Here is a 21,938-nt window from a genome sequence, read left to right as displayed (position 1 = left end):
CCGTCCTCGGGCTCGCCCCGAGGATCATTCGCGTCAGGCACGCCGCATGCGCGGGGCGACATGGAGCGGCTTGAAAGGGCGTGGTCAGGCGAGGCGGTTGCGGACTTCGGCCAGTCCGGCGGTCGTGCCCTTTGCAGGTCGGTATTCCAGCCCCACGCGACCGTCATAGCCCTGATCGAACAGCCATTTGAGCGGTGTCTTCAGGTCCAGCCCGCCCGTGCCCGGGTCCTGGCGGCCGGGATGATCTGCGACGTGCACGTGAATGACGCGGTCGACGCGGCCAGTCAGAACGTCCTGGGGTACCTCGTCCATCACGAGGGAATGGTAGAGATCGTAGAGGATGCCGATTTCGGGCCGGTCGACATCGTCGACAATGTCGAGCGCCTCGCTGGTCGAGGGCAGGAAATAGCCAGGGTGATCGATCCGCGTGTTGAGCGGCTCGACGCCAAGGCGCACTCCGTAGCCGGCCAGGACGTCGGAAGCAGCGGAGAGACAGGCCGTCAGGGCTGATCGCTGCTCGGTCCGGCTTCGTCCGGCCAGATCATGGCCTGCCTGTGCAATCAATATCCGTGCACCCAAGCGTTGCGCGACATCCACGGATCGCTTGAGACCCTCCAGGAAGGCGTCCTTATTTGCCGGATCGGTCAGCGGGATCATGGGCTCGGCGACGAAACCCGAGAGCGAGACGCCGGTCTCCCTGAGCGCGGCTTCGATCGCGTCCAGGTCCTTGTCGCTCCAGCGCCAGAACTCGACCGCATCGAGGCCCGCCTGCCGGGCGAGCCGGATACGCGCGTCGACGCTTTTCGCCTCATCGGCGAATAGCCATTCGATACATGCGGATAACTGCATCAGCCTGGTCTCGCAAAACCGCCGTCAGCGGAAGCTTGGAATGACGTGCCGCCCGTAGTTGGCGATGATTTCCTCTTCGTCGCCACTGTCGAGATAGATGTTGAACTGGGTGACACCGGCCGTTTCCAGATCGCGGATCTTGGAGATGTGGTCTTCCGGCTCGCCGAGAACGCAGAAGCTTTCGACGACGTCGTCGGAGATGAAGTCGAGGAAGGGGTTATCGGCCTGTCCGTGCTTGGAATAGTCGTAGCCGCGGCGCTTTTCGATATACGAGGTGAGCGCAGCCGGCACCTTGTCGCTATCAGAGCCGTACTTCTCGACGATATCGGCCACGTGGTTGCCGACCATTGCCGGGAACCACTTCACCTTCTCGATGGCGCGCTTCTTGTCGCCGAAATAGGCGGGCGCCGCCGCCATGGAGCGGAAGCCGGTCATGTCCTTGCCCGCAGCCTTGCCGGCATCGATGCACTGGTCGGTGAACCATTTGCACAGGCCGGGGTCGGCAATTTGCAGCACGACGCCATCGGCATGTTCGCCGGCCGTCTTGAGTGCCAGCGGGCCATAGGCGGCGATCCAGCTCGGCATGTCGTGGCCGACAGCCCAGGGAAATTTCACCGGCGCTGGGATTTCGCCATAGGTGACTTCCTCGCCACGCACCATAGCCTTGGTCTTGTGGATGAAGTCGGCAACGCGCGCGAGGGTGGCCGGCTTCTTGCCCATCACGCGCATGGAGCTGTCGCCGCGTCCCACGGCCAGGTCGAAGCGGCCTCCCGACTGCTTGGACAGCGAGCCGAAGATCGAGGCGGCCACCGACCAGTCGCGGACATCAGGGTTGGTCACGAGCGGGCCGAAGCGCATGTCGCTGGTGTGTTCCATGCACATGGCGATGGCGGCATAGCAGTCGCGCCAAAGGATATGGCTGTCGTAGAACCAGCAGTAGGAAAAGCCGGCATATTCGGCAGCGCGCACCAGATAGCGGGCGCGCTCGTGTTCAATAAAACCCTTGAAGGTGATGCCGAATTCCATGGTGTCCCGCCGCTCCCTTGATGGATCAGAAATTTGACCAGTCGATCAAATTTTTGAGTGGCCCAGGCATGATTGTCAATCGGGAATCTGGTGGGGCGGAAAGGCGTCGGCGTCGTCGTATACGATGAGCGGCCTGCCAGCCTGGGGATCACGGACTAGACGTGCGTTGACGCCGTAGATTTCCTGCAAGCGAGCGGGCGTCAGCACTTCATCGGGTCGCCCTTCGGCCGCCAGCCTGCCTTGCGAGAGCAGCACGAAATGTTCGCAGTAGCGTGCCGCGAGGTTAAGGTCGTGCAGCACCAGCAGCACCGTCATCCCGGAGGCGGACTTGCGCTTGAGGAGCGCCAGCAATTGCAGCTGCGCGGCAATGTCGAGATGGCTCGTGGGCTCGTCGAGTAGCAGCAGGCGCGGCTGTTGCGCCAGTGCCCGTGCCATATGCACGCGCTGCTGCTCGCCGCCCGAGAGGGTATCGAAGCGGCGGTCGGCAAAGGCCGTCATGCCGGTTTCATGCAGTGCCATGGCGATGATGCCGGCATCCTCGGGGGAGGGCGCCGCCTGCCAGGCCGCCTCGTGCGGGATGCGTCCAAGGGCAACGACGTCGCGGACCAGAAGGCGTTCTTCGGTCGAGGCGGACTGTTCGACCAGCGCGACCATGCGGGCCCGCTCGCGGCGCGGCATGGTGGGCAGCTCCCGGTCTTCGAACCGTGCGCTGCCCGTGGCGGTGAGGAGGCCAAGCATGGCCGAGAGCACGGTCGACTTGCCGGCGCCATTGGGGCCGATGATCCCTGTGATGGCACCCGTGGGGGCCGTGAAGGCGATGTCAGAGACGATGGCCTTGCCGGACTTGCTGACCGAGAGTCCTGAGACCACGAGGCTCATGTGACCCTCCGGTAGCGCAGGAGCACGATCAGGAAAATCGGTGCACCGATAATGGCCGTTATGATGCCCACCGGCAGTTCGCGCGGATCGAACAGGGTGCGTGCGGCAGTGTCGGTCCAGAGCATGAAGAGTGCCCCGACCAGTACGGCATGAGGCAGCAGCGCGCGGTGCTTAGAGCCGACGGCAAGCCGTACCGCATGCGGTACGACGAGGCCGACGAAACCGATGGCGCCGCCAATGGCAACCATGACACCGGTCAGAAGGGCCGTGGCGCCGAGCAGGGTCCAGCGCAGCCGGGGCACGTCGATGCCCAGGGCGGCGGCGGCGGTGTCGCCGAAGGCGAAGGCATCCAATGCGCGTCCGGCGAGAACGATCACCGGACCGCAGACGGAGAGTGCGAGAAAGGCCAGGCCCGTATCCGCCCAGAGCGAGCCGGAAAGCGAGCCCATGAGCCAGGACAGGATTTCGCGATAGCTGTCGCCGGTGGCGTACCAGAAGATGATCAGCGAGGTGAGGGCCGAAGCGAGTGCCGAAATGCAGATGCCGGCGAGGATGGCGCGGCTCGGCGTGGCGCCGCCGAGAAGGCGCGCGATCAGCAATGCCAGGGCCAGCGCGCCGAGGCTGCCGAAAAAGGCGCCAACGGGCATCAACAGCGTCAGGCCCACGAGCGCAAAACTCACCGCGCCGAGCGCAGCGCCCGAGGACAGGCCCAGCAGATAGGGATCGGCCAGGGGATTGCGGGTCAGGGCCTGCACAACCGTGCCCGACAGGGCCAGACCTGCTCCGACCGCCAGGGCCGTCAGCACGCGCGGCAGCCGCAGCTCCCAGACGATGGCGTCGCGCAGCCGCGAGACCGGACTTTCGGGCACGATGCCCAGATGATGCAGGATCACCGACCACACTTCGCCAGCCGTGATGTCGGCTGGACCGAAGGTGACGGCCACGATCGCGCTGAGGACGACGAGCAGCGCTAGCGTGGGAAGGGAGAGACGGGTCATGCTTGTATCGCGTGTGCCGGTACCTCTACCCAACATCCGCCTCTCAGGGAGAGGTTGGCTAAGGGGATTCTCCAAGACTAAACGCTCAATCTCCGAAATCCAGTCGCGCCAACTGCTCGGCCATGTCAGCCGTCGCCGGGACATTGCGAACGCCCGCTTCGGCGGCGGGGAAGGGTATGATCAGATAACGCTCGTTCGTGACGGCATCGAGTTCCCGGGTGATCGGGTTCTCGGCAAGCAGCTGCTTTTTCTGCGCGGCCGAGTTCCAGGCGGCGTCCACCAGCACGATGACATCGGGGTTGGCATCGACGATGGCTTCCCAGCTGGCCGAGGTCCAGCCGTCGTCGACATCGGCGAAGATGTTGGTGAGGCCGAGTGCCTCGAGGATCATGGCCGGCGCATTGCTGCCGGCGCCGACATAAGGGGTCTTTGTGCCGGAGGAGTACCAGACCGCGGTCAAGTCGCGGGTATCGGACTCCACCCGCTCAAGCATTGCCTGCTGTCCCTCGACGACGACTTCGGCATCGAGGGCCACGTCGAAGATCTCTCCCATTTCGCCAATCTCATCGAAGAGCTGATCGAAGGTGAGTTTGGTCGGCTTGATCGAGCGGCAGGCGGCGGGCGCGACATAGGTGGCAACGCCAAGCTGTGCCAGCGTCGGCCGTTCGCCGGCGCCGTCGGCGGCAAAATTGCTTTCCCAGCCGCCATAGACGAAGTCGGGTTCGGCCTCGAGCACAACTTCCTGGCTGGGCAGCTTGTCGGAAAGGACGGGGAGGTCCGTCGCGAGCGCCTCGGGCAAGGGCCCGTCCTGGAAGCCGACCCCGACGATCCGGTCAGCGAGGCCAAGCGAAAGCAGAAGTTCGGTCGCGGTCGACTTGATGGTCACCACACGCTCGGGCGGTGCATCGAAGGTGACGGTCTGGCCGCAATTCTCGATGGTCAGGGGGTAGGTAGTGGCCGCGAATGCCGGCGTAGCGCCGGCGAGGGCCACGAGTGGGATGACTGCGACGAACCGCATGGTGATCAATCCTGACGCTGCTTGGATTTGGATTTGACGTCCGCCAGCGCGGCATCATAGCCGAGGCGGTAGGCTTCGGCCGAACCGAAGCGGAACATGTCGTCGTCGCCGGTGCGGCTGAGGGTGCGCGCGCCAGGCGCATCGAGCCCCAGCACGAAGCGGCCGAGGCCGCGCACGACCGCCACTGGGATGCCCGTCGTCTTGCCCTTTACCAGATCCGCCGCTCCGGCGATCTCGTCGGCAATGACGGCCTGCGTGACATGGAGCGGCCGCCCGTTGGCGTCATTGCTGCCGCGCAGGTCGTCGGTCAGCTGCACGCCTGCCGCGCCGATCGCCATGTCGGTCTGTCCGATGCGCCAGGCACGGCCGATCGTGTCCGTGACGATGATGCCGATATCGACGCCGAAATGCCGACGCAGCCCCTCGCAGAGAACCCGGGCCGAGGCATCGGGGTCGGCGGGAAGGCGCAGGGCCGTGCCCTCGGGAACGTTGGACATGTCGATGCCCGCGGCGGCCATCACCAGGCCCTGCCGCGTTTCAACGATCCGGAACGTGCCGCCCGGGTGGACGCGCTCGGCAACGACGCGAACCGTGTCGGCCGCGATGGCCTGTTCGCGCTCTGCGGCCGGCACCTGCATGCCCTCTGCCTTGGAAACGATCTTCGAGGTTACGACGAGAATGTCCCCGGGGAGGAGGGCAGCATCCGGGTCGGCTGCCGATTGGGCCTCGATGGCGGTAGCGATCAGTGCGACGAGGTCGTCACCGGGTCCGATTTCCGGAATGCCGGGAATGCCCCAGACGGTGAAGCGTGGGGTCATGGAAGTTCCTCACCACGCCTCGGGAAGTGGTCACCCCCACCTGGCCTCCCCCTGCAAAAGGGGGAGGGACCGATCCAGTTGGTCGCGGGACCGGTCGCTAGCTTGATGTACCCCGCCCCCTGGCAGGGGGAGGTTGGAAGGGGGTTCTTACCCATCTTACGCCACCATCCTGCGCAGCCGTGGCAGGATTTCCTTGGCGTAGAGCGCAAGGAAGCGGCTCTGGTCGGTGCCGGGGGCATGGAAGACCAGATGGTCAAAGCCGTAGTCCATGTAGGTCTTGATGGCCGCGATATGCTCGTCCGGATCCGACGATACGATCCAGCGCTTGGCGACGCGCTCGATCGGCAGGGCATCCGCCAGGCGTTCCATCTCCTCGGGGTCCTTCACCGAGTGTTTTTCCTCTGCCGAGAGCGACAGTGCCGCCCAGTTGCGCGTGTCGTTGAGGGCACGCTCCGGGTCGGTATCGAAGGATACCTTGACCTCGATCATGCGCTCGAAGGGCTTGTTCCTGAGAGCGCTTTCGGCGCGGCCTGCCTCGACATTGGGCAGCAATTCCTTGGTGTAGAGATCGGCTCCCTTGCCCGAAGTACAGATGAAGCCATCACCGGCCCGACCGGCATATTTTGCGTTGAGCGGGCCGCCGGCCGCGATATAGATCGGTAGCGGCTCGGCCGGCTTATCGTAGATGGTGGCGTTTACGGTCTTGTAGAAGTCGCCCTCGAAGCTGACGCGATCCTCGGTCCAGAGTTGGCGGATCAGCCGGACGGCCTCGCGCAGGCGGGCCGAACGTTCTTTGAGTTCGGGCCATTCGATACCCGTCGCGGGCACCTCGTTGAGGCCTTCGCCGGTGCCGACGCCGAGGATGACGCGGCCCGGGAACATGGCGCCCATGGTGCCGAAGGCGTGGGCGACGACGGTCGGGTGGAGCCTGAAGGTCGGCGTCAGCACCGAGGTGCCGAGAATGATGCTTTCGGTGCGGGCCAGCACGGCGGACATCCAGCCGGGTGCAAAGGGCGCATGTCCATCGGTGTGCTTCCAGGGCTGGAAATGGTCCGAAACCCAGACGCTGTCGAAGCCGGCCTGTTCTGCCTCGACCGCAAAGCGCAGCAGGTCATTGGGTGCAAATTGCTCCGCCGATGCCTTATAGCCAAACCGCATATCGACCCTCCCGAAGCCCAACATCCGTATTTTTGATCGTTTGGTCAAAAATGGTTCATAGTCAAGCCGCTTCGTGATACACACCCGGGTCAAGCGACGACACAAGAGAAAAGCAAGAACAATGAAAGTTATCTTTGACACCGATCCCGGCATCGACGACGCCATGGCGCTGCTCTACCTGAGCAAGCTGCCACAGATCGAGCTTCTCGGCATCACCACCGTGGTCGGCAATGCCAGTCTCGACACGACCACGCGCAATGCGCTGTTCCTGCGCCAGAAATTCGGCATTTCCGCCCCTGTCGTGCGCGGCGCCGGCAAGACGCTCGATGGTGTCGAGAAGGCCGAGCCCGTCATCGTCCACGGTCTCAACGGCCTGGGCGAGATCGAGATTCCCGATGTCGACCAGAGCGGGCTCGCGGACGGCGAAGCCAGCCAGTTCATCATTGATACGGTTCGTGCGCATCCGGGCGAAGTGACAATCATTGCTGTCGGTCGCATGACCAATCTGGCGTTGGCGCTGCGAGCGGACCCGGAAGTCGCCAGGCTGACCAAGCAGGTCATCATCATGGGCGGCGCATTCGGCTACCAGGGGCGCAGCGGCAATATCACGCCGGCGGCCGAAGCCAACATCCATGGCGATCCGGTGGCTGCGGACGAAATTTTCGCTGCCGAGTGGCCGGTCGTGGTAGTCGGCCTCGATGTCACACATGACATCATCCTCGATACCGACTATCTCGCCGCCCTGTCGCGCGATGCCGGCGAGAATGCCGAACTGCTGCGCCAGATGTGCGACCACTACGCGCGCTTCTACAAGGAAATCATGGGGCTTTCCGGCGTCGTGGGCCATGACCTCCTCGCCGTCACCTATGCGCTTCATCCCGAATGGTTCGAAACGCGCCGCGGTCCGATCGTGGTGGTGCGCGACGGCATCGCCGTGGGGCAGACCATTCAGATGCCGGTTGAGCGCAAGGGCGGACACCCCGCATGGGCGGGACGACCGGTGCAGACCATCTGTACGGCGGTTGAGGGCGACAAGGTGCTGGCGCACTTCCGCGACACCGTCGCTGGCTGACATCAGGCGTCTATCAAAGGCATGTGCGTAACGAACCCGGCGCACTGGATACGAAGCGGCGGCAGGTGCAATCTGCCGCCGCCTTTCTTTCCAGTTCCGGATATCCGTCATGCCATTTCCCGATCTCGTCCATCCTGCCCTCGGCGCTTACGAGAGCGCGGTGACCATGCCGGCCGATTTCGCCGCATTCTGGCAGGCGACGATTGCCGAGGCGCGGACGATCGGCGGAACAGTCAGCATGGTGCCGGCCGATACGACGCTGAAGCTGGTCGAGGTCTTCGATGTCACCTTTCCCGGCTTCGGCGGCCATCCGGTCAAGGGCTGGCTGGTGTTGCCCAAGGCGCGCGAGGGCAGGCTGCCGCTTGTCGTCCAATATGTCGGTTATGGCGGCGGTCGCGGGTTTCCGCACGAACTCCTGCACTGGGCGGCGTCGGGCTTTGCCTATTTCCGGATGGACACGCGCGGGCAGGGCAGTGGCTGGAGCACGGGGGCAACGCCTGATCCGGTCGGCTCGAACGGTCAGATCCCCGGCGTCATGACCAAGGGCGTGCTCGACAAGCAGGACTACTACTACCGGCGCCTCTTCACCGATGGTGTCAGGGCAGTCGATGCCCTTGTGGCACAGGATTTCATCGATCCTGAGCGCATTGCCGTGTGCGGTGGCTCGCAGGGCGGCGGCATCGCGCTGGCCGTGGCCGGGGTCGACGACCGGGTCAAGGCGGTCATGCCCGACGTGCCGTTCCTCTGCGATTTTCCACGGGGCGTGCGTACGGCCGGGCGCGATCCCTACGGCGAGATCGTCCGCTACCTTGCTCAGCACCGCGACAAGGCGGACGTCGTGTTCGAAACCCTGCGGTATTTCGATGGCGTCAATTTTGCCCGCCAGAGCCGGGCGGCCGCGCTTTTTTCGGTCGCGCTCATGGACGACGTCTGCCCACCCTCGACGGTCTATGGCGCCTTCAGGGCCTTCGCTGGCAGCGACAAGACCATGGTCGAGTATGAATTCAACAACCACGAAGGCGGCCAGACTTTCCAGGACCGGCGGCAGATGGTGTGGCTCGCCGAGCGGTTTCGGCCCTAGCCATCGTTAAATGATCGTTGCGGGCTGGAACTTCGGTTCCGGCCCGCCGTTGCCCGGCCAGCGTCATCATCCAATTCAGAACTGGAGCTGAAGACAAATGGCTGAAAAGCAACTCGACGACCTGTTTCTCGATACGCTCAAGGACATCTATTACGCCGAGCGTCAGATCCTCAAAGCCCTCCCCAAGATGGCCAAGGCCGCCACATCGCCCGAGCTGAAAGCCGGGTTCGAACAGCACCAGGCCGAGACCGAAGGTCAGGTCGAACGCCTGCAGCAGATTTTTGAACTCCTCGGCAAGCCGGCTCGCGGCAAGACCTGCGACGCCATCCTCGGCATTATCGAGGAAGGCAAGGAAATCATGGACGAGTACAAGGGTACCGCAGCCCTCGACGCCGGTCTCGTGTCCGCGGCGCAGGCCGTCGAGCACTACGAGATCGCCCGTTACGGCACGCTGGCCACCTGGGCCAAGCAGCTCGGCCATACCGAAGCGCTGAATCTTCTCCTTGAAACGCTCAAGGAAGAAGAAGCGACCGACCAGAAGCTGAGCCAACTCGCCAAGAGTTCCGCCAACGTCAAGGCTGCGGCCTAACCGAGATCAGATCGCGTCGCCGATGCAGAAGAACACTGTCGTTGCCGAGCAGATTCGGCAAACCGCCTACTTCCTTTGGGAGCAGGACGGACGCCCGGAGGGCAACGCCACGGCCTATTGGCTGCGCGCGAAGGACATGTTGTTGCGTCAGCGCGCCTATGACCGGTGGCTGGCGGGCGGTGCGCCGCCCGACCAGGCAGAGTTGTTCTGGACCGAGGCCGAGCGTGATCTTGGTGACGAATGAAAAACGGGCCCGAAAGGGCCCGTTTGCTTTGGAGTGCACGTGGCGCTGGGCGCCTCAGTCCTTGGCGCGTTCCACGTAGGAATTGTCTTCAGTGAGGATGACGATGCGCGTGCCGGCGTCGATATGCGGCGGCACCATGACGCGCAGGCCGTTGTTGAGCGTGGCAGGCTTGTAGGACGACGACGCCGTCTGGCCCTTCACGACCGGTTCGGTCTCGGTGATCTCGAAGGTCATGCGCTGGGGCAGTTCCATGGAAAGGGCAATGCCCTCATGGGTCATCAGGTGCACCTTCATGCCATCGGAAAGATAGGCCTTCTGGTCGCCGATGACGTCGTCGCCCACCACGAGCTGCTCGTAGGTCTCGGGCTCCATGAAGTGGTGGCCTTCGCCGTCGGAATAGAGATAGTCGTAGACGCGATCGTCGACGTCAGCCTTCTCGACCATTTCCACGGTGCGCCAGCGGCCGATCACCTTCACGCCGTCGGAAATGCGGCGCATGGTGACGTTGGTCACCGAATTGCCCTTGCCGGGATGCACGTTTTCGGCGGTGAGCACCACGTGCAGATTGCCGTCCTGCTCGACCACATGGCCCTTGCGCAGGGACGAGGCGATGACCTTGACCATAATTCTTCCTTGTTCCAATCACTGGCGCGGTCTAGAGGCAGGGCCGTCCGGGCGCCGAAATTCCGTAGTGTGGTGCGCCCGATACAATATTCCGCGCCCTTTCGCCAGACCGGACGGCAAGAAACCCTGTTATGAGCGCTGCTGAAACATCGCCCTGGTGGCATCCCGATCGCCATGCCGATCGCCGGCCCGCGTTGCTGGCGCGGTCGCGCATCGATGCGGCCGTGCGCAACTGGCTGGCCGAGCGCGATTTCCTGGTCGTCGACCCGCCTGGCCTGCAGCGCTCCCCGGGCAACGAGACGCACCTGCATGCCTTCGGCACCAGCATGATCGGCAATGATGGGATCGGGCAGGCGATGTATTTCCATACCTCGCCCGAATTCACGATGAAGAAGCTGCTGGCGGCCGGCGAAACGCGGATCGCGAGCCTGCAGCATGTCTGGCGCAATCGCGAGCGTTCGGCGCTGCACCATCCCGAATTCACCATGCTCGAGTGGTATCGAGCCGATGCGCCCTATGACGCGATCATCGCCGACACCCTGGCCATCATCCGCCTTGCTGCTGACGTGACCGGGGTCGCGCAGTTCGCATTCCGCGGCCGGGTCTGCGATCCGCGCGCCGAGGCCGACCGCATCAGCGTTGCCGAGGCGTTCCAGCGTTTTGCGGGCATAGACCTGCTCGCGACCATGGACTGTTCCGGCGTGCCCGACGATGCAGCGCTGGCCCAGCAGATGCAGGCTGCCGGGATGAGCGTTCCCGATGACCGGCGCTGGAGCTACCTTTTTACCCAGGTGCTGGTGGACAGGGTCGAGCCGCAGTTGGGCAATGGCCGCGTCACCGTCCTGGATCGCTACCCGGCCTGCGAGGCGGCCCTGGCGCGCCGCGTGCCCGGCGATGCGCGCGTGTCGGAACGGTTCGAAGTCTATGCGTGCGGCGTCGAGCTCGCCAACGGCTTCGGCGAGTTGACCGATGCAGCCGAGCAGCGCGTGCGCTTTGCGGCCGAAATGGAAGAAAAGGCGCGGATCTACGGCGAGCGCTACCCGGTGGACGACGATTTCCTGGCCGCTCTCGACTTCATGCCCGAAGCCAGTGGCGTGGCCCTGGGGTTTGATCGTCTCGTCATGCTGGCGACCGCGGCGCAACGGATCGAGGCGGTGCTCTGGGCGCCGGTGGCGGAATGAGCGTGGTGATGAAACGGCACGTCGTCTCACCCCAGTCAACGGCAAGGGGTGCGGTGAAAACCGTGACCGAGCTGGAGGCGTCCGGTCTCGTGCCCGAGAAGTCCGGCCTCGCCGCCGTCGCCGAAAAATACGCCATCGGCATCACCCCTGACATCCTCGCCCTCATCGATCCGAGCGATGCCGATGACCCCATCGCGCGTCAGTTCGTACCCACCGCGGCTGAACTTATCACGACGCCAGAGGAACGCGCCGACCCGATCGGGGACCTCGCGCATGCGCCGGTTGAAGGCATCGTGCATCGTTACCCCGATCGCGTGCTGCTCAAGGCCGTCCATGTATGCCCGGTCTATTGCCGTTTCTGTTTCCGCCGCGAGATGGTGGGCCCCCAGGGCCTGGGCACGCTGACACCCACGCAGCTCGATGCAGCGATCGGCTATATCGCCGAGCATTCCGAAATCTGGGAAGTGATCCTCACGGGCGGCGATCCGCTGGTGCTGTCGCCGCGGCGGCTGCGTGATCTTATGGAGCGGCTGGCCGGGATCGAGCATGTCCGGATCGTGCGCTTTCATACCCGCGTGCCCGTGGTTGAGCCCGAGCGGATCGACGACGCCATGGTCTCGGCCCTCACCGCAAGCGGCAAGACCACCTATGTTGCCGTCCACGCCAATCATCCTCGCGAGTTCACGCCGTCCGCGCGGCTGGCATTCAGGCGTCTTTTCGAGGGCGGTGTGGCGCTGCTCAGCCAATCGGTGTTGCTCAAGGGCGTCAACGACGATGTCGAAACCCTGGCGGCCCTGATGCGCGGCTTCGTCGAGAACCGCATCAAACCCTATTACCTGCATCACCCCGATCTGGCGCCGGGGACCGGGCATTTCCGGGTGACCATCGAACAGGGGCAGGCCTTGGTGACGGCTCTGCGCGGACGGATTTCAGGGCTTTGTCAGCCCACCTATGTGCTCGACATTCCGGGCGGCCATGGCAAGGCCGATATTGGCGCGGCGAGCATTGTTGGTCAGGACGGGTGCTTTACCGTGCGCGACTGGCAGGGTGGGGAGCACGAGTACCGTTCTGGGAACGGCATCCCCACCTAACCTTCCCCTGAAGAAGGGGGAGGGACTCATCGAGTTTGCTGTGCTGCTTGTGAAAGACGCGGGTCTGCACCTCCCCCTTCTTCAGGGGGAGGCTGGGTGGGGGTGAATCCTCAATCCACGACGCGCGGATCGACGTCCTTGGAATAGTCCACGCCGCCAACGGCAAAGCCGAAGAGTTTTAGGAACTCCTCGCGATACTTGGGCAGGTCGGCGAGTTCGGCCAGGTTCTCGGTATCGAGAATTTCCCAGCGCTTGGCCAGTTCGGCCTGCATGGCGGGGGACAGCTCCCAGTCGTCGACGCGAATGCGCTCGGCTTCGTCGAGCACCACGGTGCCCTGCAGCTTGTCGCGGAACAGCCGGTCGATCTGCTGGATCGGGCCTTCGCCCAGCCCCATTTCGTCCTCGACCTTGATCAGCAGCGTGCCATAGAGCGGCACCACCGGAATGGCCGAGCTGGCTTGTGTCACCACGGCCTTGAGCGCCACGACGTGCGCGGCGTTGTCGCCGTGCTTTGCACGGATGGCCGCCGCGGCCCGGTCGAGATCGCCCTTGGCCTTGCCCAGCGTGCCCTTGTGGTAAATCGGCCAGGTCAGCTCGCTCCCCAGATAGGTGTAGTTCAACGAACTGAAACCCTCGGCGAGGACGCCGGCGTCGCTGAGCGCGGCGATCCAGAGTTCCCAATCCTCGCCACCCATCACCTTCACGGTAGCGGCGGCCTCTTCTTCGGTGGCCGGTTCGACGGAGATGGTGGAGACTTCGCCCGTGCCGGTGTTGAGGGTCTTGGATGTGACCTGCTGACCGTAAGGCTTGATGGCAGAGCGATAAGTCACGCCGTCAGCCGGATCGGTGCGGACCGGAGAAGCGAGCGAATAGACGATGAGGTCGACCTGGCCGAGCGTTTCCTTGATGGCGTCGATGGTCTGCGCCTTCACCTCGTTGGAGAATGCGTCGCCTTCGATGGTCACGGCCTTGGACCCGGCCGCACGCGCACGGTTTTCGAAAGCGCGGTTATTGTACCAACCTGCCGATGCTGGCTTGGTCTCGCCCGGCTCGCGCTCGAAGCTGACGCCGACGGTGTCGGCCCCGCTCCCGAATGTCGTCACGATGCGTGAAGCCAGGCCATAACCCGTCGAGCAGCCCAGCACCAGCACGCGCTTTTTTTCCGAAGGGATTGGTCCCTTGATCACCACATGGTCGATCTGGCGCTGCACATTGGTGGCGCAGCCGGTCGGATGGGCGGTGGTGCAGATGAAGCCGCGAATCTTGGGCTCGATGATCATGGGAATTTCTCCTCGTGTTCTTCCTGCCAATAGCCCGGATAAGGGCCGAGTGCCAGCGCCTGCCGACGTTTTGCCCCAGGCCTTGACGGCAACCTTTCAGTGCTAATATAGTTCGTTAGTGAACTAATGAACTAGTGAGGCAATGGTGTTTAGCGATCACGCTCCGATATACCGGCAGATAGGGGACCGTATCCGCGCCGATATCGTGACCGGCACGCTGGGCGCCGATCAGCAGGTCATGTCCACCAATCAATATGCGAGCTTTTACGGCATCAATCCGGCCACCGCCGCGAAGGCGTTTCAGGACCTGATCGATGAGGGCCTGCTCTACAAGCGCCGCGGCGTCGGCATGTTCGTCAGCCCCGACGCACGGGAAAAGCTTCTCGGCGTCCGGCGGGCACGGTTCTTCCAGGAGCATGTCGAGCCCATGATCGCCGAAGCTAAGGCCTTGGGCATGTCCCTCGACGACATTGCGGCACACGTTCGCGCTGCTGCTCAAACTCAGCCAAAAACCAGCGAGAAGGACCCGAAATGAGCCCAGTTCTCCAAATCAACAACCTCACTGTCCGCTATGGCAACACCGTCGCCATCGACGGACTGACGCTCGCGTTGCAAGGGGATGGCATTCACGGCCTGCTCGGCCGCAACGGGTCTGGCAAGTCATCGCTGCTTTCGGTGATTGCCGGCTTGCGCAAGGCCAGCGGTGGCAGCGTTTTGCTCGATGGACAGCCCATCTTCGAAAACGAGGCAGCAACGACGCGGATCTGTCTCATCCGTGAAGGCGGCGACACGGTCGAGGACAGCGAGACGGTCGCCACAGCACTTCGCTACGCGTCCGACATGCGACCCTTCTGGGACGGCGCCTGCGCCGAGCGTCTGCTGGGCACGTTCAAGCTCGATGCGCGCAGCCGGATTGGATCGTTGTCGCGCGGTCAGCGCTCGGCACTGGGTTGCATTCTCGGGCTCGCGGCACGGGCACCCGTGACCCTCTTCGACGAGGTCTATCTCGGCCTCGATGCGCCATCGCGCTATGCCTTCTACGAGGCGCTGCTTGCCGACTACATGGATCACCCGCGACTGATCGTGCTCTCCACGCATCTGATCGAGGAAGTAGCGCGGCTGTTTTCCGATGTCATCATCATCCACGACGGCAAGCTGCTGCTGCGCGAGGACGCGGAGACGATACAGGGCCGCGGCCTGTCGCTGATCGGGCCCGAAGATGCCGTAGCCCGCGCGACGTCGGGCCTCACAGTGCTTGCCACCAAGTCTCTCGGGCCGACGCGGTCGGTCGCCGTTTATGGTCAGGCCGAAGAGGTTGAGCGACGCGCCCGGGACGAGGGTCTCGAAGTGGGCGCCCTGCCTCTCCAGGATTTGTTTGTCCACCTGACTGCGGAAGGAATGCAGAAATGAGCGCACCATCCATCACACCGACGGTTTCGCGACGCTTTCCACATCTGCCGCTCCGCATGATCGGCGACTACGCGATCTTTGCGGCCATGGTCGCGGGTGGAGCGGTGGCTTCGATCATGCTGATCACAGTGGTCGTCTCGTTCTTCCGGCCGATCGAGGCCAGCGGCTGGGATATCGCTCAACAGCTGGGCAACTGGTTCGCCCTGGGGATCGCCGCGCATGTCGGTGCCCGTGAATTCTGGCTTTATGTCACGCACGGACAAACACGTCGCAATTTTTTCGGCGAAGCGTCGATCTTCGTTGCCATTTTCGCCCTGGTCCTGGCCGTCTTCTATTCTGTGGGCTTCTGGGTCGAAGCGCCGCTTTATGGCGTCACCGGCTGGCCGCAGCTGGCGCATCAGCCGACGCTCTATACCGACGTCCTGGCTCTGCCGATGGTGCTGCTCGAAAGCTGGCTCACCTACTTCCTTTGGGGCGCGGCGGGCCTGGCGATCGGCGCTGCATTCTATCGAAGCCTGCTTTGGGGCAGCGTGATGTGTGGCCTCTGCCTTTTCGTCGCGCAGCTGGCTTCCCTGGGCCTGGGCCAAGATGCAGGTCCCGTTGGGTCTCTGGTGCGCACTGGCGTCGTTCCGGCAGAGCCCAACCTTGCGCTCGCCATTGCCGTGCATGTGGTTGGTGGCGCCGTGCTTCTCTGCGGTGCCTGGATCGCCATGAAGGACGCGCCGATCCATAATCGCAAGTGAAAGCGATGGGCCGGGCTAGAGCGCCCGGCCGGCGGGGAATATTCCCGACATGACCGTGAAACCCGGCACGCGCCGCACCCTATCGGTCCAGCGGCGCAACGCCGGGTAGTCCTGGCGCGCGATGCCGCCTTCCTCGCTCAGCATCACATAAGGAAAGCAGGCGATGTCGGCAGTGGTTGGGTGGGCGGGCGCACACAGCCAGTCCCGCCCGGATTTTTCGCCAAACCACAGGTGCTCGTCCATGATCCTGAAAATGCGGTGGGCACCCTTTTGGGATTTTTCGATGTCGAAGGGGTAGTCGTAGCCCAGCGCGAGGCGTGCGGCCGAGGATGTCGCGGTGATGTCGTCCGCCACCGCATGCCAGCGCAGCACTTCGGCGGTGATGGCCGGGTCATCCGGGAACCACTGGCCCGAACTGTCGTAGGTCTTGGCGAGGTAGGCGAGGATGGCGCCACTATCGGACAGCACGAGGTCCCTGTCCTTGAGCACCGGCAACTGGCCGAAGGGATTGAGGCGCAGGAACCAGTCTGCCTTGTGCTCGCGACCAGGAAAGAAGTCCACCGGCACGATGTCGTAGGGAACACCGAGGATATTCATCAACAGCCGCAGCTTGTAGCAGTTGCCGGAGAGTTCGAAGTCGTAAAGGGTTATGGTCATCAGCGAACACTCATAGCGGTCGTCATTGCCCGGCGGACAAGCCGGATGCGGAGAAAACGGCGCATCGTTAGATATCCAGAACGAGGCGGCCGGATTTGGCGCGGCTGACGCAGGTCATCATGCAGGTGTTCGAGGCTTTCTCGGTCTTGTTGAGGTAGACGTCCTTGTGATCGATCTCGCCCTCGATGACACCGGTCAGACAGGTGCCACAGGCGCCCTGCTCGCAGGATGAGGGGACGGTGAGGCCCGCTTCGCGCATGGTTTCGAGGATGGTCTTGCCAGCCGGAACATGCAGCGTCATGGCCGAGCGCGCCAGTTCGACGTCGAAGGCCGATGAGGCATCGATCGTCTTGTCGTTCTGGAAATATTCGAAATGGATGGCTTCGTCCGGCCAGCCGAGGTCCGCCGCCACCTGCTGCACCATTTCGAGCATGGCGCCGGGACCGCAGATGTAGACGTGGTTGGCAAACTGGTAGGGCCCAAGGACATCGCGCACCTTGGCGCGAATGGCGTCGCGGGCCAGGCCCACATGCTTGTCGATCCGTCCGTGCAGCACGCCGAGTTCGCTCGAAAAGGCGGCGCTTTCGCCCGAGCGCACGAAGTAATGCAGCTCATAGTTGAGGCTCGACTTGTCCAGGAAGCGGGCCATGGAAAGCAGCGGCGTGATGCCGATGCCGCCGGCGATCAGCACGGTGCGAGTGGCGTCGCGGCGCAGCGGAAAATTGTTGCGCGGCTCGGAAATGGCGAGCACGTCGCCCTCGCGTACCGTCTCCACCAGCACCTTGCTGCCGCCCTTGGAGGCGCTTTCCTGCTTGACGCCGATGACGTAGCTCGACAGATCACCCGGCCCGTTGGTCAGCGAATACTGGCGCACCAGCCCATTGGGCAGGTGCACGTCGATATGGGCGCCGGGCTGGAACGTCGGCAGGTGCCTGCCGTCACGATCGGCGAGCTCGAAGCCGATGACGCCATCGGCCGATGTCCACTTGCGCTTGACCATGACGGTCAGCGTGTTGCCGCGCGGCACGGCGATGTCGGGCATGCTGGCCAGATCGACCGAAACCTTCTCGAACACCGGCTGCAGCGGTTCGGGCGCCGGCTTTCGTGCCGCGGCGCGTTCGAGGCTGTCGCGCAGCTTGGTGAGTTGCTCGTTGTAGTAGCGCAGCGTCGCCAGCGCATCGGCCGGCCGGCCGGGCAGGATGCCGCGAATGACCGCGCGATTGGCATCGACGGGCTGCACGAAGAAGAGTGCACTGCCCAATTTTACCGCCAGGCCCGGCAGAAAATCGGTGGGTTGGTCGTCGGGCGCGAGGCGGCCGAGGCCGGCGAGCACGTCTTCGGGTGTCGCGTTGACCGGCAGTGGCCGCAGCGGGAACCAGTCATGGCCCTCGGCGCCGGGGAAGGGCTCAAAGGGCTGGTCATCATTGGCGGCTGACCAGACGAGGCCAAACGCCTCGCGGATGGGGTATTTGCGGTTCTCGATGCGGCGGGCAGGCGCATCGGCCGGATGGGCGGGGATATAGGTGCAGCCGGCGGACTGATTGGCATAGCGCCAGCCGTGATACTGGCACTTGAGTTCCTGGCCCTCGTTGATGCCGATGGACAGCCGCACGCCGCGATGGAGGCAGCGGTTTTCCCACACGTTCACATTGCCATCGTCGGCCCGCCAGACGGCGAGTTCACGACCGAGCAACTGGCCATGATAGACATGGCGGAACGGCAGGTCGTCGCTCGAGGCGATCGGGTACCAGGTGGGGTCGGACAGACTGAGGGGCATTGTCGATCAGATCCAATGTTACAGGGATCGCGCCACGATCGGTGTTTGGTCAAGTCGCGGTCCTGGCGTACGGGACTCTGACTTCCTCTTCCTTTGGGAGAGGTGAAAGGTCAGGACGCCTGGGGAATGACCCCATAGGTGATGCCCTTCTGGCTCAACCATCTGCGGTAGGCGATGGCGCTCTTGTCGGCGCGGATCGGCGTTTCAGCGCGCGGGTCGAGTGGCAGCTTCTTGGGATACTGGTTTTCCAGGATCGGCTTGTCCTGGCCGAAAATGGTCTGCTGGAAGCGCCGGAGGTCGGTGATGGTCGAGGTCGAATCGATCATGGACTGCAGCAGGTGGGCGCGGCAGCGTTCCTCGGTCATGGGCTGGAGGAAGATGCCGATGACGTCGCGACGGCTCTCGTCCTCCGGACAGGATTTGTACAGCACCGAACAGAAGGGATGCGGCACGCGATAGACGTACTCCACCTCCATCGCGCCGGTCGCCGACTTGGCAGCCATGGGCTGAATGAAGCGGCACTTGGTGGCCAGCACCTCGTCGCGCTCTTCCGACACCTCGACGTCGTATTCCTTGACCTCGGTATGCGGCTCGGAGCCGAGGATATCGGTGTGGACATAGGGGAAGTGGCCCATGTCGAGGAAATTTTCCACTGCCCGCGGCGCCGAGACGTGGATGCCGATCGAGCCGCAGCTCATGTTCTTGCGGTCGGTCTCGGCATATTCCGGGATCGGGAAGAGCTCGGCCGATGGGGTGCCGAGACAGGTCCAGGTATAACCATAGGCGGTGCGCACCGGGAGACGTTCGAGCACGGTCTCGGCGTCGATCTCGTCACCGTTTTCTTCGTCGGTGCGGCGCCACACCACCGGCATGCCGTCGGTGCCGCGGGTCATGGCGAGACGCGTATCGAGCAGCAGCGTGGTTTCGACGAGGCCGATCGGCAGCTCCTCGGTCGCGGCAATGACGTGCCAGAGATTGGCGGTGATGGGATCGGGGCTTTGGGGCATGGGCAGTCTCAACTTTGGCGCCAGCATAGTGCGCTCACCTCAGAGTGCCAACAAAAAGCGCGCTGCCGCCCCATGCGCTCACCGCATGGCCGGGCATTTCACCCCGTCGCTCCCACAACACATCATGCGATGACGGCAGGAGACCGATCGGGCACAATGGCGCACGAGGAGTATTTTCATGCAGGCCGACGACACACGACGTTTCCCCGAAGCTCTTCTGCGCGAGTGCGTGGAGGCGCGCCTTGCCGAGGCCGGCGCCAGCCCCGGCTCGCGCGCGGCTGCCGGCCGCGCCATGCTGCATGCCTCGCTTGTCGGCGTCGACAGTCACGGCGTGCGCCTCGCCGAACATTACTGCCGCATGCTCGGCGGCGGGCGCCTCAAGCGCGATCCGCTCCTGTCGGTCGAACACCGCGGCGCGGGCAGCGCCATGGTCGATGGCGATGACGGCCTCGGGCACTTCGCGGCCTACAAGGCGGTCGAGGTCGGCATCGCGCTCGCCAGAACGGCCGGCGTCGGCGCGGTCGGGGTCAGGCGCTCTTCGCATCTTGGGGCGGCCGGCGCCTACGCCCTGGCCGGTGCGGAACAGGGATTTGTCACCTTCGCGACCACCAATACCGATTCCATGGTCGCACTCTTCGATGGCGCGCAGAAATTCCACGGCACCAACCCGCTGGCCTTCGCCGCGCCCCTGCCGGGCGAGCGGCCCTGGCTTCTCGACATGGCCACGAGTTCGATCCCGCTCAATCGGGTCATGCTGCATCGCTCTCTCGACAAGACCCTGCCCGAGGGTGGGGCCGCCACGCCGGACGGGGAGCCGACCACCGATCCCTACGCCGCGGACATGCTGCTGCCGCTCGGCGGCGTCGACTATGGCTACAAGGGCGCGGCGCTGGCGGGCGTCGCCACACTGTTTTCCGCGCTGCTCACCGGCACCACGCTCGATAGCGATTTCATTCCCATGTATGGCGGGGATGACATCTCGACCCCGCGCAATATGGGCCATTTCGTCCTAGTGATCGATCCGGACAAGTTTGCCGGCCGGGCCGCGTTCGGCGCCGCCATTGCCCGCTATGTGCAAAGCCTGCGCGGCTCGGTCCCGCGCGCCGGTGGCCGGGTCATGGCGCCGGGCGATCGTGAATGGGCCGAAATGGACGAGCGCCGGGCAACGGGTATTCCCGTCGATCCGGATACGGTCAGGTTTCTGGGGCTCTGAGCCTGTTGCCGTTGATGTCCACACCCGGGCCCACATAGGCGATGGCGGAAGGGTAGATGGGGCCGGCGACGTTGTCGTCGCCAAAAATGCCGCGCAGTTCAGCCACGATGGCGTCGCCCTCCTTGCGGTGGGCGGCCTCGTCCTCTCGGTCTTCAAAGGTGGCGATCGGCGGTGCCTCGCGATCCTCGGTCTCGAAGGCCATGCTCCACCAATGAATGCGGTTCGCCAGTTCGAGCGGCATATGGTGCTCCGGCGGGTGGTCGATGCCGGTATCGGCGTCGACGAAGGCATGGCGGCCCTGCCGGGGCTCGATACGCACCCTTGTTATCGGTTGGGTGCTGTCTGGTGCGCCGTAGCAGATCTTGTCGGGGTAGTAAGGCCCACTGGCGTTGGCATCGCCGAAGATGATCTTGAGTTCGGCGACGATATCCTCCCCTTCCTGCCGATGCGCCGCCTCATGCGCTTCGTCATCGAACTGTCCGAAAAGCGTCTGGCTATCGTCGTCGGCCGCGAAACTGTGGCTCCACTGGTGGATCCTGTTCGCCAGGTCGATCGGGATATAGTCATCGGGCAGGCGTTCTTCGCCGCTATCGGCATCCATGAACGGATAGCGGCCCCAGCGCGGTTGGAGCCGCACCCGGGTCAGCGGCGGAACCGGCCTCGGTTCGGAATAGTAGACGTCGTCGAAACCCTCATCGTCGGGGCGGAGTCCGAACTTCGCCTTCGAGGCCTGCCAGAATAGGCTCCGGGCCACACTGCCCAGCAGCACGATGCCGGCAAGGGGAATCGCCAACGCCCATATGTCGAACCAGGGTCGCAACAGGCCAGACCAGGCTGCGGCGAAAACGCCGATGGTAACGACGGCGTAGACGACTGCGGCATTGATGGTCTGGCTGCGGCCTTTCCTGGCATCGTCACCGTCTGGAACAAGGGCCGATCGCGCCCAGCCCAGATAGATCACTTGCGTCGCAAGGCCGAGACTGAACAGCGGCAAGGCCCAGAGGCTCAATACCATCAGTGCCGCTCCGCCCAAGGTGATGACCATGCCGGAGATGGCCCAAAGCCAACGCTTGTGCGCTTCGCTGCCTGGTTGTGCCTCGAGCGTCAGCGCGCTCAGCATCTGGTCCATCGTTCGGTCCATGACGACCATGCGCATCACCAGGAAGCCGGCGAAAACGTAGAAGGCACCGCCGAGTCTGAGTCCGATCTCGACAGCAACCATG

At 64.0% G+C, this 21,938-nt stretch carries 23 protein-coding genes; 10 read left to right on the top strand and 13 right to left on the bottom strand.

Features of this window, described 5'->3' with window-relative positions; genetic code table 11:
• Positions 1-84: 84 nt before the first annotated feature.
• The 7 genes from CCK88_RS10645 to fgd all read right to left on the bottom strand — a co-directional run bounded on the left by CCK88_RS10645 (position 85) and on the right by fgd (position 6,746).
• The gene (locus CCK88_RS10645) at positions 85-852 is read right to left on the bottom strand and encodes a TIM barrel protein (protein WP_086470403.1); all 768 of its coding nucleotides are present in this window, start codon (positions 850-852) and stop codon (positions 85-87) included.
• Positions 853-873: 21 nt separating this feature from the next.
• Positions 874-1,875, bottom strand: coding sequence for a TIGR03842 family LLM class F420-dependent oxidoreductase (locus CCK88_RS10640; RefSeq protein ID WP_086470402.1), 1,002 nt, complete (start codon positions 1,873-1,875; stop codon positions 874-876).
• 75 nt (positions 1,876-1,950) lie between these two features.
• A complete protein-coding gene (locus CCK88_RS10635; RefSeq protein WP_086470401.1) occupies positions 1,951-2,754 on the bottom strand; it encodes an ABC transporter ATP-binding protein in 804 nt (267 codons plus the stop codon).
• Entirely contained in the window at positions 2,751-3,752 is a 1,002-nt protein-coding gene (locus CCK88_RS10630) for a putative F420-0 ABC transporter permease subunit (protein ID WP_086470400.1), read from the bottom strand. The genes CCK88_RS10635 and CCK88_RS10630 overlap by 4 nt, the downstream gene beginning before the upstream one ends.
• Before the next feature lie 85 nt (positions 3,753-3,837).
• A complete protein-coding gene (locus tag CCK88_RS10625; protein ID WP_086470915.1) occupies positions 3,838-4,770 on the bottom strand; it encodes a putative F420-0 ABC transporter substrate-binding protein in 933 nt (310 codons plus the stop codon).
• 5 nt (positions 4,771-4,775) lie between these two features.
• Positions 4,776-5,588: a coenzyme F420-0:L-glutamate ligase gene (gene cofE, locus CCK88_RS10620; RefSeq protein ID WP_086470399.1), complete on the bottom strand. Its 813-nt coding sequence runs from the start codon at positions 5,586-5,588 to the stop codon at positions 4,776-4,778.
• A gap of 156 nt (positions 5,589-5,744) precedes the next feature.
• Entirely contained in the window at positions 5,745-6,746 is a 1,002-nt protein-coding gene (gene fgd, locus CCK88_RS10615; protein WP_210189917.1) for a glucose-6-phosphate dehydrogenase (coenzyme-F420), read from the bottom strand.
• A 121-nt stretch (positions 6,747-6,867) separates the two neighbouring features.
• On the opposite strand from fgd, the gene CCK88_RS10610 reads away from it, so the two are divergent.
• The 4 genes from CCK88_RS10610 (at position 6,868) to CCK88_RS18560 (ending at position 9,732) form a co-directional block, all read left to right on the top strand.
• Positions 6,868-7,818: a nucleoside hydrolase gene (locus CCK88_RS10610; RefSeq protein ID WP_086470397.1), complete on the top strand. Its 951-nt coding sequence runs from the start codon at positions 6,868-6,870 to the stop codon at positions 7,816-7,818.
• A 109-nt stretch (positions 7,819-7,927) separates the two neighbouring features.
• Positions 7,928-8,899 carry an acetylxylan esterase gene (locus CCK88_RS10605; protein ID WP_086470396.1) on the top strand — a complete coding sequence of 324 codons (972 nt, stop codon included), beginning with the start codon at positions 7,928-7,930 and terminating at the stop codon, positions 8,897-8,899.
• Positions 8,900-8,996: 97 nt separating this feature from the next.
• A complete protein-coding gene (locus tag CCK88_RS10600) occupies positions 8,997-9,488 on the top strand; it encodes a YciE/YciF ferroxidase family protein (protein ID WP_086470395.1) in 492 nt (163 codons plus the stop codon).
• A 22-nt stretch (positions 9,489-9,510) separates the two neighbouring features.
• Complete coding sequence (locus CCK88_RS18560) at positions 9,511-9,732, top strand: DUF2934 domain-containing protein (protein WP_086470394.1); 222 nt, start codon at positions 9,511-9,513, stop codon at positions 9,730-9,732.
• A 54-nt stretch (positions 9,733-9,786) separates the two neighbouring features.
• Here the strand turns inward: CCK88_RS18560 and efp are convergent, their stop codons facing one another.
• On the bottom strand, positions 9,787-10,356 hold the full coding sequence (efp, locus tag CCK88_RS10590) for an elongation factor P (protein ID WP_086470393.1): 570 nt from the start codon (positions 10,354-10,356) through the stop codon (positions 9,787-9,789).
• 131 nt (positions 10,357-10,487) lie between these two features.
• On the opposite strand from efp, the gene epmA reads away from it, so the two are divergent.
• Entirely contained in the window at positions 10,488-11,537 is a 1,050-nt protein-coding gene (gene epmA / locus CCK88_RS10585; RefSeq protein WP_086470392.1) for an EF-P lysine aminoacylase EpmA, read from the top strand.
• An 8-nt stretch (positions 11,538-11,545) separates the two neighbouring features.
• Entirely contained in the window at positions 11,546-12,628 is a 1,083-nt protein-coding gene (locus CCK88_RS10580) for a lysine-2,3-aminomutase-like protein (RefSeq protein WP_086470914.1), read from the top strand.
• 110 nt (positions 12,629-12,738) lie between these two features.
• Here CCK88_RS10580 and fabV read toward each other — a convergent pair whose 3' ends face one another.
• A complete protein-coding gene (gene fabV / locus CCK88_RS10575; protein ID WP_086470391.1) occupies positions 12,739-13,908 on the bottom strand; it encodes an enoyl-ACP reductase FabV in 1,170 nt (389 codons plus the stop codon).
• 145 nt (positions 13,909-14,053) lie between these two features.
• On the opposite strand from fabV, the gene CCK88_RS10570 reads away from it, so the two are divergent.
• The 3 genes from CCK88_RS10570 to CCK88_RS10560 are packed head-to-tail and all read left to right on the top strand — an operon-like array spanning position 14,054 to position 16,061.
• A complete protein-coding gene (locus CCK88_RS10570; protein WP_086470913.1) occupies positions 14,054-14,443 on the top strand; it encodes a GntR family transcriptional regulator in 390 nt (129 codons plus the stop codon).
• Positions 14,440-15,318 (top strand): ATP-binding cassette domain-containing protein, encoded by an 879-nt coding sequence (locus CCK88_RS10565; protein WP_086470390.1) that lies wholly within the window; start codon positions 14,440-14,442, stop codon positions 15,316-15,318. The genes CCK88_RS10570 and CCK88_RS10565 overlap by 4 nt, the downstream gene beginning before the upstream one ends.
• Entirely contained in the window at positions 15,315-16,061 is a 747-nt protein-coding gene (locus CCK88_RS10560; RefSeq protein ID WP_086470389.1) for a hypothetical protein, read from the top strand. The genes CCK88_RS10565 and CCK88_RS10560 overlap by 4 nt, the downstream gene beginning before the upstream one ends.
• Positions 16,062-16,076: 15 nt before the next feature.
• On the opposite strand, the gene CCK88_RS10555 is transcribed toward CCK88_RS10560, so the two are convergent.
• From CCK88_RS10555 to CCK88_RS10545, 3 genes are all read right to left on the bottom strand, one after another.
• On the bottom strand, positions 16,077-16,718 hold the full coding sequence (locus tag CCK88_RS10555) for a glutathione S-transferase family protein (protein ID WP_086470388.1): 642 nt from the start codon (positions 16,716-16,718) through the stop codon (positions 16,077-16,079).
• Positions 16,719-16,785: 67 nt separating this feature from the next.
• Positions 16,786-18,495 (bottom strand): Rieske 2Fe-2S domain-containing protein, encoded by a 1,710-nt coding sequence (locus tag CCK88_RS10550; protein ID WP_086470387.1) that lies wholly within the window; start codon positions 18,493-18,495, stop codon positions 16,786-16,788.
• A 110-nt stretch (positions 18,496-18,605) separates the two neighbouring features.
• The gene (locus tag CCK88_RS10545) at positions 18,606-19,502 is read right to left on the bottom strand and encodes an aromatic ring-hydroxylating oxygenase subunit alpha (RefSeq protein ID WP_086470912.1); all 897 of its coding nucleotides are present in this window, start codon (positions 19,500-19,502) and stop codon (positions 18,606-18,608) included.
• Positions 19,503-19,680: 178 nt separating this feature from the next.
• Between CCK88_RS10545 and CCK88_RS10540 the strand changes: the two genes are divergently transcribed.
• On the top strand, positions 19,681-20,715 hold the full coding sequence (locus CCK88_RS10540) for an Ldh family oxidoreductase (protein WP_086470386.1): 1,035 nt from the start codon (positions 19,681-19,683) through the stop codon (positions 20,713-20,715).
• Here CCK88_RS10540 and CCK88_RS10535 read toward each other — a convergent pair.
• Entirely contained in the window at positions 20,696-21,937 is a 1,242-nt protein-coding gene (locus CCK88_RS10535) for a hypothetical protein (RefSeq protein WP_086470385.1), read from the bottom strand. The genes CCK88_RS10540 and CCK88_RS10535 overlap by 20 nt on opposite strands.
• Position 21,938 lies beyond the last annotated feature (1 nt).

This window comes from Devosia lucknowensis (assembly GCF_900177655.1).
Lineage (GTDB): Bacteria > Pseudomonadota > Alphaproteobacteria > Rhizobiales > Devosiaceae > Devosia > Devosia lucknowensis.
Note: the sequence above shows the minus strand (reverse complement) of the source record. Positions and strands in the feature narration are given on the sequence as shown.